Here is a 7,721-nt window from a genome sequence, read left to right on the forward strand (position 1 = left end):
TCGCATTTCACTGTTTTTATGTTCAGAGGTGTCGCACTTCGTACTTGAATCCAAGAAACATAACAAACAATTTAAGAGTGATTCAGCACGCTCGGCACTTTTGGTTTCAATTTAGTTAAATGTTTACGGCGTCCTAGTCAAGTGTAGTGGTCGCGTGCTTCACACCTTAATTGGGCGTTAGCCGTCATGGAGCTTGCTATACTCAAAGTGATAGAATAGTATCACTTTAGTATTCCTTTGGAGCAGCTCTCATGAAAGTAGAACTAGTTACATCACTCAAACGTCAAGCAACAAAAATCCTTGCCGATCTCCACGACACTAAAGAACCAGTGTTAATTACCGAACATGGCAAGCCATCGGCATATCTGGTTGATGTTGATGATTACGAGTTTATGCAAAATCGTTTGGCGATTCTGGAGGGGATTGCACGAGGTGAACGTGCATTAGCGGATGGTAAAGTGGTGAGTCACGATGAAGCCAAGGACAAAATGTCAAAATGGCTGAAATAATCTGGACTGAGCCAGCGCTATCCGACCTCAATGATATCGCTGAATACATCGCACTTGAAAATATCGTAGCTGCAAAACAATTGGTTCAAACGATCGTTTCTAAAGTCGAGCGCTTAGAGGCTTTCCCTGAATCGGGTCGCATTCCGCCTGAATTAGAACATCTAAGCTATCGTGAAGTTGTAGTTAATCCGTGCCGCGTTTTCTATAAACAAGACGGCGACAAAGTATTTATTCTGTTTGTTATGCGTGCTGAGAGAGACTTGCGTAAGTTCCTATTGAGCAAGCAATAACCTTTGGGAATGAGCGGCTAACAAACTGTTTAAGAGTGATTCGCAACGCGTGGCATTTTCACTATGCGTTACGTTTAGTGTTTAAGGTGGTATGCGGCGGCTTAGGTATTGCGTTGCTCACACCTTAACAGGGCGTTAGTTGCCGACGAGAAAAAAAGTACCTAAAGCAGAATACTTAGGGCTAATGTCCGTGTGTTTTTGGCTAGGTTTTCGTATTTCAATTTCTAGTTATTAGGTGTTGTGAAAATTGTTCTTTGGTTCCTTGCGCGATTTGGGCTTTCTGTTTCAGAGGCTGTTAGCTTGTTGAAAGCCTGCTCTGCTGCATTGTCGTTCCAAAAGGTTTGTTTGGTGTTCAAAGTCCGTTTTCTACGGCGTTGTAAATTCCAAGTGGTTTCAGTGACAGGCGCTTTGAAACTGCGCCTGATTTGAGTTTCTTAATACACGTAAAGCTCGTGTTGGCAAAGCGGCAATCCACTTCAAATGAAAGTGTTAGGTCTGGCAACTAACAAAGCATTCAAGAGGGATTCACAACGCTTGGCAGTTTTGGTTTGAATCAGCTTTAGTGTTTACTGCACAATAGCTTAGGTTGGGTGGTGGCGTTGTTCACCCCTTAATGCGGCGTTAGGTAATTGGAAGCAGGTGGACTCATTGACTAAAAATTTCTCTTTTTCCAAAGCAAGTTTCGAGAAGAAGCTGTCAGATGCGGAAGCTATGTATAAAAAATACATAGCCGCCCCTTTATGTACAGATTTAGCTGATGAACTCGCGCAAAAGCTATGGCAGTGTACAGATTACGCGCATAGAGAAAAGTTGTGTAACTGTAATTTTGACAAAGTCAGAGATTGCCAAAGAGATATGCGAGATGCTTGTAAAGCATTGGCTGCAATCAATGATATTTGCGATTCGGATAAACACGCAGGAATAGATCGGGCAAAAGTTAATTTGAGAGAAGTTAGCCAAAAACAAGGTAGTTTCTCTCGAGCGTTTTGCTTCAAAAGCTTTGATACACCAGCTCTTCTAGTTGAATACAATGATGGGACTTCTATCGACTTTCAGGTCGTTGCCAGTGAGGCTATGGAGTTCCTGAAAAATAATTACCTAACAAAGCGTTAAAGAGGGATTTGGCACGCGTGGCATTTTTATTATGCGTTGGGTGCAGTGTTTAAGGTGCTTTGCAGAAACTTTTGTATTGCGTGCCTGCACCCCTTAACGCGGCGTTATGAAACTTGGTTAAATTTGATTTAGGAGTAAAGTCATTGTGGAGTCAGAACTTACACTAATTATCTCATCACTTTCAATGCTGATGTCAGGTGTTGCTATTTTTATAACGTTCCGTAAGGATGCGCATCGGGTGAAGTTACATCTGATTAATGGAAACTATAATGATAAAATTACTATCCATAATGACTCGCAGGCAAAAGTACAACTACAAGCTGTAGGAGTAATTGATTCCAGTAGCGAGATTGTATGGCGAAAGGGTTGTTACAACTCTATTACGAATACAAAAGTAACTTTTCCCACAATTATTGAAGGTAGGACTGCATTTACAGCTAGTCTTCGACAGCCAGATAAGATGGATGAATATGCGTATTGTATCCAGCTTTCAAGTGGTAGAACTTACGTAGTAAACTCTTCACTAAACCAGAGTGTGTATATACGTTTAGTATTTCGTTCGATTATTTCACAACTGTCCGCTGGGAAATATGGCTTTCCTCTGAGCTACGTGCATTTAGATGGCGTTTATTATTAAAAGTAAAAGTTTCATAACAAGCTGTTCAAGAGTGATTCGCAACGTGTGGCATTTTTACCATGCGTTGGTTTTAGTGTTTAACGTGGTATGCGGGAGCTTCGGTATTAAGTTGCTCACACCTTAACAGGGCGTTATGTTAATGGAGTATAAATCTTGAAAAATGATTCAGTGGTTGAGTGGAGAAAAACATGCTCTTATTGCCACACCAAGTTCATAGCTAGAATGACTAAGCCTTTCCCAATCAGGGTCAGTGACTTCAAAGTTTCTCATGGAACATGCAGTGATTGTCGTGAAAAGCAGCAAGAAGAGTTTCGAAAACATAGAAATGCAGCTTCTCTTCATTGGAGCTTTGACAGCGTCAAAGAATACTTTGAAGACAATCCACCTTATTTGGGGCAGGAGTTATTAGTTCATGATACAAGTTGGCATACAAATACCTATGCAGTCGTAACGGTTAAAGTTCCCGCACATACAAAGCAAAAGAGAATTGTTGTAGAAAGTTATACAAATGGGTACTCGGGGAAAAGCTTCTATCGTTCTGGTAAAAATTGTTTCTCTCCCAAAGGTCAAGTAAGGCTATTACCTTACAATGACAAGATCGGTTCATTAGCCAAACAAGCTCCAAGAAATGAAGTACAGCTAAGCTCGAAAGAAGTATTTGATATTATTGGTGAAAATTAACATAACAAAGCATTTAAGAGTGATTCCCAACGCATGGCATTTTTCATTTCATCGTTGGGTTTTGTGTTTACGGTGGCTTGATTGAGTTTCGTGGTAGCGTTGCTCACACCTTAATGCGGCGTTATGTTTAATCATGTAAAATCAGTAGGTTGTGTTTTTTTTGTTTCCTAAGTCATCCAATTTAGGTCTTTTCGGCAAGTTGGCATTGTTGGACGTTGCTTTTCGGACATTTATTCTTTGGCGCTAAAAATTCTGAGAGTTGCCTCATTGAATTTCGGAGCAAGTTTAACGTGAGGACATTTGTTTAACTCTTAAAGTTAGACTTCGTTTTGTGTTTTCTGCTATTAAAGCTCAAGTTTAATTTGCCTAAGCTAATGAGTTAAATCAGTTTTTAGGCTTTTGGTTTTTGTTTGCAAAAGTTAGTTGGGGTATGCTTCTGTATAGCGGAACGTAAGGTCTTGAATCTTAAACATAACAAACAGTTCAAGAGGGATTCAGCACGCGTGGCATTTTTGGTATGCGGTGGTTTCGGTGTTGAAGTGCAATGCAGCGGCTTAGTCATTGCGTGCTTCACCCCTTAACTGGGCGTTATGTAACAAGGAAAAATCGAGCATGGAAATACTTACGGCTAGACTGAAAATGACTCAAATTACGGACAAAGATTGGGAATTATTTGAGTCTTTACATCGTGATCCTGCTGTTATTAGCTTATGTTTCGATGAGCCATCTCCTTTAGAAATAAAAGAAAGATTTGAATCAAGGCTTCCTCGGAGGTCTATAACTTCAGAAAATTGGGTATGCCTTACAATGACTATACGGGAAACTGGTGAAAAAATCGGTGTCACTGGTTTTCACCTAATCGATGGTGTGGCAGACGTAGGGTATTTAATTCTCCCTCAATACCATGGTCTCGGGTTTGGTACAGAATCATTAAAAGCATTAATCAATTGGGCTTCTAATGAACAAGCTATTACGGCATTTAGTGCCGTAGTTACAGAAGGAAACGTTGGTTCAGAAAATGTGCTTATTAAAAGTGGCTTTTCTCTCAAAACAGTAGCACCAAATGCCTACAAAATTGGCAGTAAACTGTATGCTGGCCGTATTTATAGCATCGAAAATATTGTTACATAACAAAGCGTTTAAGGCAGATTCGCAACGCGTGGCATTTTTGGTTTTAATCGGCTTAAGTGTTTACGGCACAATGTTTTAGGTTAGGCGTAAGCGTTGCTCACTACTTAACGCGGCGTTAGCTGTATTATGGAGTAAGCACGATGATTACAATTAGAAATTACAGCGTAGAAGATGCCAGAGCACTATGGGATATTCACTTTTATACAATTCGGAATATTAATATTCGTGACTATTCTCAAGCTCAAGTCGAAGCTTGGGCTCCAGAACGTCTAGAACCGTCAGTCTGGGAAAAACGGATGAAAGGGTTATCTCCATTTGTTGCTGAAATAGACGGTTTCATTGTTGGCTATACAGATTTGCAAGCTAGTGGGCTTATAGACCATTTCTTTTGTCACCATGAGTATCAAGGCAAAGGTGTAGGTAAAGCTCTAATGAATCATGTTTTTAAGGTTGGCAATTCGCGCGGTATAAAACGTTATTTTTCTGAAGTCAGTATCACTGCTCGTTCATTTTACGAACACTTCGGTTTTAAAGTAGTTCAAGCCCAAGAAATGGAAGTCCGTGGTCAAAAACTAAGAAACTTTGTAATGGAAAAATACAGCTAACAAAGCGTTTAAGGCAGATTCGCAACGCGTGGCATTCTCAGCTCAAATTGAATTTTGTGTTTAAGGTGTAATGGTTTAGGTTAAGTGTAAGCGTTGCTCACTACTTAACGCGGCGTTAGTCGCCAGAAAAAGCTAGCAATCAAAATCGTGTTTCTAAGCTCAAAATTTCGCAGCTGCTTGTTTGGTACACAGGTTCATCGTCGATGGTCAAAACTCAGTTTCTGTTGTTTTTAATCCAAAGTTTACAATTACCCTAGCGTTTGTTTTGTTCTTTGGTGGTGATAGAGCGGGTTAATCGAAAATCTGTTTTTGGTTGCAACTCCGCTCGGTGAGTTTGTCGGTACAAAAGCCGATTTAATCGCTGAAATTACGTTTTCTCTGGTGTTGTAAATTCCACGTGGTTTCAGTGACTTCGTTGAAAGTCCGCACTGTGAGATTAGCTTTCCAAAAGAGCTTTTTGGTGTTGTCAGTTCGTTTTCTGCGGCGTTGTTTGTTCCAAGTGGTTTCATTGAGGAGCCGCTTTGAGACTACGCCTGACCTAAGTGCATCAAAGCACATAAAGTTTGTTGTTCGCAAAGTTTAGTTCGGCTTAAAATTGTCGCTCGGTGCCTCGCGACTAACAAACTGTTCAAGAGGGATTCGCAACGCGTGGCATTTTCACTATGCGTTGGTTTTTGTGTTTAAGGTGGTATGCGGCGGCTTTGGTATTGCGTTGCTCACCCCTTAACAGGGCGTTATATGCTATTAAATTTAAAGGAGAAAGTTATGAGTTACAGCTCTATGAATGAAGATGAACTATATGATGAGTTATACAAGTTACGTGATTCCTGGAACATACAGAATCATCTTGCTAGCGATTACAATGAGGGCTTGAGATACAATCAGATTCGAAACCTGCTTAAATCGAAATTCAACGCTACCGCAGAGATTATCCTTAATCAAAACAAGGATGAGGGTACTACGCCTTATGAAGTAAAAATTGGTTAAGCACTATGTGCTTTGAAAACTATTTTTATAATTGTTAGGTAAAGCCCTTGAGTACGCATATAACAAACTGTTTAAGAGTGATTCGCAACGCTTGGCATTTTTGCTATGCGTTGCGTCTAGTGTATAAGGTGGTATGCGGGGGCTTCAGTATTGCGTTGCTCACACCTTAACAGGGCGTTAAGTGCCTTACGTTAGATCAGTAAGTGAAGTCGATATGAATAATGAAGAGCTCCGAGAATACGCTAAATCTAGCATTGTTTTCTACGGGCTAGATCTGTCTAGGATTAGTTCTGTTTTAATAGCTCAGATTCATCACTTTGAAACTAAGCGAATTTTAAGTGTCCATGGTATAGGTGACCAACTAAAGCGCATAGAAAGAGGAAGTGCTTCCAAAGTTGGTCAATTTAAGCACCTACCACTGAAAGGACTATATAAATCTCATTTCTTCGACGCTCGTTTTTTCTTAGGAAATATGAATGCCCAATTTGGTTTTGATCGTGGAGGTAATGCGAATCTAGACAAGGTCATACACAAGGCATTTGAACAAAATACTTCTGGGTATTGCGATGATGAAATGGCTATGTTTTTAGCGCATGAAATGACTGTTGGAATGTTTGAAAAGCGAGCACAAAAACAGAAATTAACAGGTGAGTGGGTCATATTCCAAGAATATCAGGGCAAAAAATACTATCTATGCGTTGCGAGTCATTTGGAAGACGACAATGACATATATGAAAGGGTAAAGCTTGCTTGTATGATTAACTTTCCATTTCTCATGGAATCAGGCACTTAACAAAGCATTTAAGAGTGATTCGCAACGCTTGGCATTTTCGCTTCGCTCAAGTGTAGCCAAGCATCGCTCACACCTTAATGCGGCGTTATGTGCTTAGGGAAAAAAAGTAACATGCTTAGAAAGCTGGGAGACTTTCCGAATAGGAGTGTCGTAGAGTATGCGACAGTACTTATTCGCGTGAGAAATGATCTTCTACCTCAAAACCTGCGCTCTTATCATTGGGAGCATGATGATAATTCAATGATTACTGTCAGTGCTTCACCTGCCGGACGATTGCGTGGGAAGAGCATTTACCTTGATTCAATAGAGTTAGCAGAACAGTTTGCAGCCTTTTTGCACCAACAGTTCGAAAAACGAAAATACAAATCAAACTACACAATCGAAGTACTTGTAGACACTACTTCACAAGGTAAAAAAGTATCTCGTTGGAAAGAGTCTGACTCTCGTGATGTAAGGGATGTGCTTTCGTTAAATGTACGCACATAACAAACAGTTCAAGTGGGATTCAGCACGCGTGGCATTTTTGGTATGCGTTGATTTCGGTGTTGAAGTGGAATGCAGCGGCTTAGTCATTGCGTGCTTCACCCCTTAACTGGGCGTTAGGCTAATCAGGGAGATAAAAATGTCACTTTGGGTTTTGGTTCCGCTTTCATTTTTCCAGCTTGGAGTAGGTAGCATTATTGGTTTTGGGCTTATATTTCTCTCAGGTATAGATCGGGGAGAGAAGCTTTCTGAATTCAACAATAATGTTTGTGTAGCGCTATGGTTCCTATATGTCTTTTCGGTGTTAACGAGTTTCGGACTAGTAATTTATTTTTACTTAATTGATAGCCAAGCATCGTATTATCTATGGTATTTAACGCAATGGGTGGTATTGGCCGTTCTTGTCGGCTACTGGCGAATAGCGAGCGTAAAATTAGCTTAGTATCAAGTTTGAAGTGCGACACTTTTTACAGATGCGCATGAATATACTCC

General features: G+C 40.3%; 13 protein-coding genes. All 13 read left to right on the forward strand.

Translation table 11 applies throughout. The features are described 5' to 3' along the window. The first annotated feature begins 251 nt into the window (after window positions 1-251). Window positions 252-509 carry a type II toxin-antitoxin system Phd/YefM family antitoxin gene (locus OU793_RS22920; RefSeq protein WP_005448240.1) on the forward strand — a complete coding sequence of 86 codons (258 nt, stop codon included), beginning with the start codon at window positions 252-254 and terminating at the stop codon, window positions 507-509. Beyond that, on the forward strand, window positions 497-799 hold the full coding sequence (locus OU793_RS22925; protein WP_140060746.1) for a type II toxin-antitoxin system RelE/ParE family toxin: 303 nt from the start codon (window positions 497-499) through the stop codon (window positions 797-799). The genes OU793_RS22920 and OU793_RS22925 overlap by 13 nt, the downstream gene beginning before the upstream one ends. A 648-nt stretch (window positions 800-1,447) precedes the next feature. Then, window positions 1,448-1,912: a hypothetical protein gene (locus OU793_RS22935; protein WP_236578033.1), complete on the forward strand. Its 465-nt coding sequence runs from the start codon at window positions 1,448-1,450 to the stop codon at window positions 1,910-1,912. Between the two features lie 145 nt (window positions 1,913-2,057). Continuing rightward, window positions 2,058-2,549, forward strand: a complete 492-nt coding sequence (locus tag OU793_RS22945; protein WP_025553544.1) for a hypothetical protein — start codon at window positions 2,058-2,060, stop codon at window positions 2,547-2,549. 153 nt (window positions 2,550-2,702) lie between these two features. Then, window positions 2,703-3,230 (forward strand): hypothetical protein, encoded by a 528-nt coding sequence (locus OU793_RS22955; RefSeq protein ID WP_159408084.1) that lies wholly within the window; start codon window positions 2,703-2,705, stop codon window positions 3,228-3,230. Between the two features lie 440 nt (window positions 3,231-3,670). Beyond that, window positions 3,671-3,811, forward strand: coding sequence for a DUF3265 domain-containing protein (locus OU793_RS24945; protein WP_180761348.1), 141 nt, complete (start codon window positions 3,671-3,673; stop codon window positions 3,809-3,811). Window positions 3,812-3,842: 31 nt separating this feature from the next. After that, window positions 3,843-4,361, forward strand: coding sequence for a GNAT family N-acetyltransferase (locus OU793_RS22965; protein WP_193237467.1), 519 nt, complete (start codon window positions 3,843-3,845; stop codon window positions 4,359-4,361). Window positions 4,362-4,501: 140 nt separating this feature from the next. Continuing rightward, a complete protein-coding gene (locus OU793_RS22970; RefSeq protein ID WP_159408085.1) occupies window positions 4,502-4,966 on the forward strand; it encodes a GNAT family N-acetyltransferase in 465 nt (154 codons plus the stop codon). 765 nt (window positions 4,967-5,731) lie between these two features. Then, on the forward strand, window positions 5,732-5,953 hold the full coding sequence (locus tag OU793_RS22980; RefSeq protein WP_029863084.1) for a hypothetical protein: 222 nt from the start codon (window positions 5,732-5,734) through the stop codon (window positions 5,951-5,953). Between the two features lie 214 nt (window positions 5,954-6,167). After that, on the forward strand, window positions 6,168-6,746 hold the full coding sequence (locus tag OU793_RS22990; protein WP_159408086.1) for a hypothetical protein: 579 nt from the start codon (window positions 6,168-6,170) through the stop codon (window positions 6,744-6,746). Window positions 6,747-6,986: 240 nt separating this feature from the next. Then, entirely contained in the window at window positions 6,987-7,232 is a 246-nt protein-coding gene (locus OU793_RS22995) for a hypothetical protein (RefSeq protein WP_228073164.1), read from the forward strand. Then, window positions 7,219-7,338 (forward strand): DUF3265 domain-containing protein, encoded by a 120-nt coding sequence (locus OU793_RS23000; RefSeq protein ID WP_071936826.1) that lies wholly within the window; start codon window positions 7,219-7,221, stop codon window positions 7,336-7,338. The genes OU793_RS22995 and OU793_RS23000 overlap by 14 nt, the downstream gene beginning before the upstream one ends. Window positions 7,339-7,368: 30 nt before the next feature. Further along, a complete protein-coding gene (locus tag OU793_RS24950; RefSeq protein ID WP_025537048.1) occupies window positions 7,369-7,671 on the forward strand; it encodes a hypothetical protein in 303 nt (100 codons plus the stop codon). Window positions 7,672-7,721 lie beyond the last annotated feature (50 nt).

Origin of the sequence: Vibrio sp. VP6 (assembly GCF_028823755.1) — a bacterium.
Classification (GTDB): domain Bacteria; phylum Pseudomonadota; class Gammaproteobacteria; order Enterobacterales; family Vibrionaceae; genus Vibrio; species Vibrio parahaemolyticus.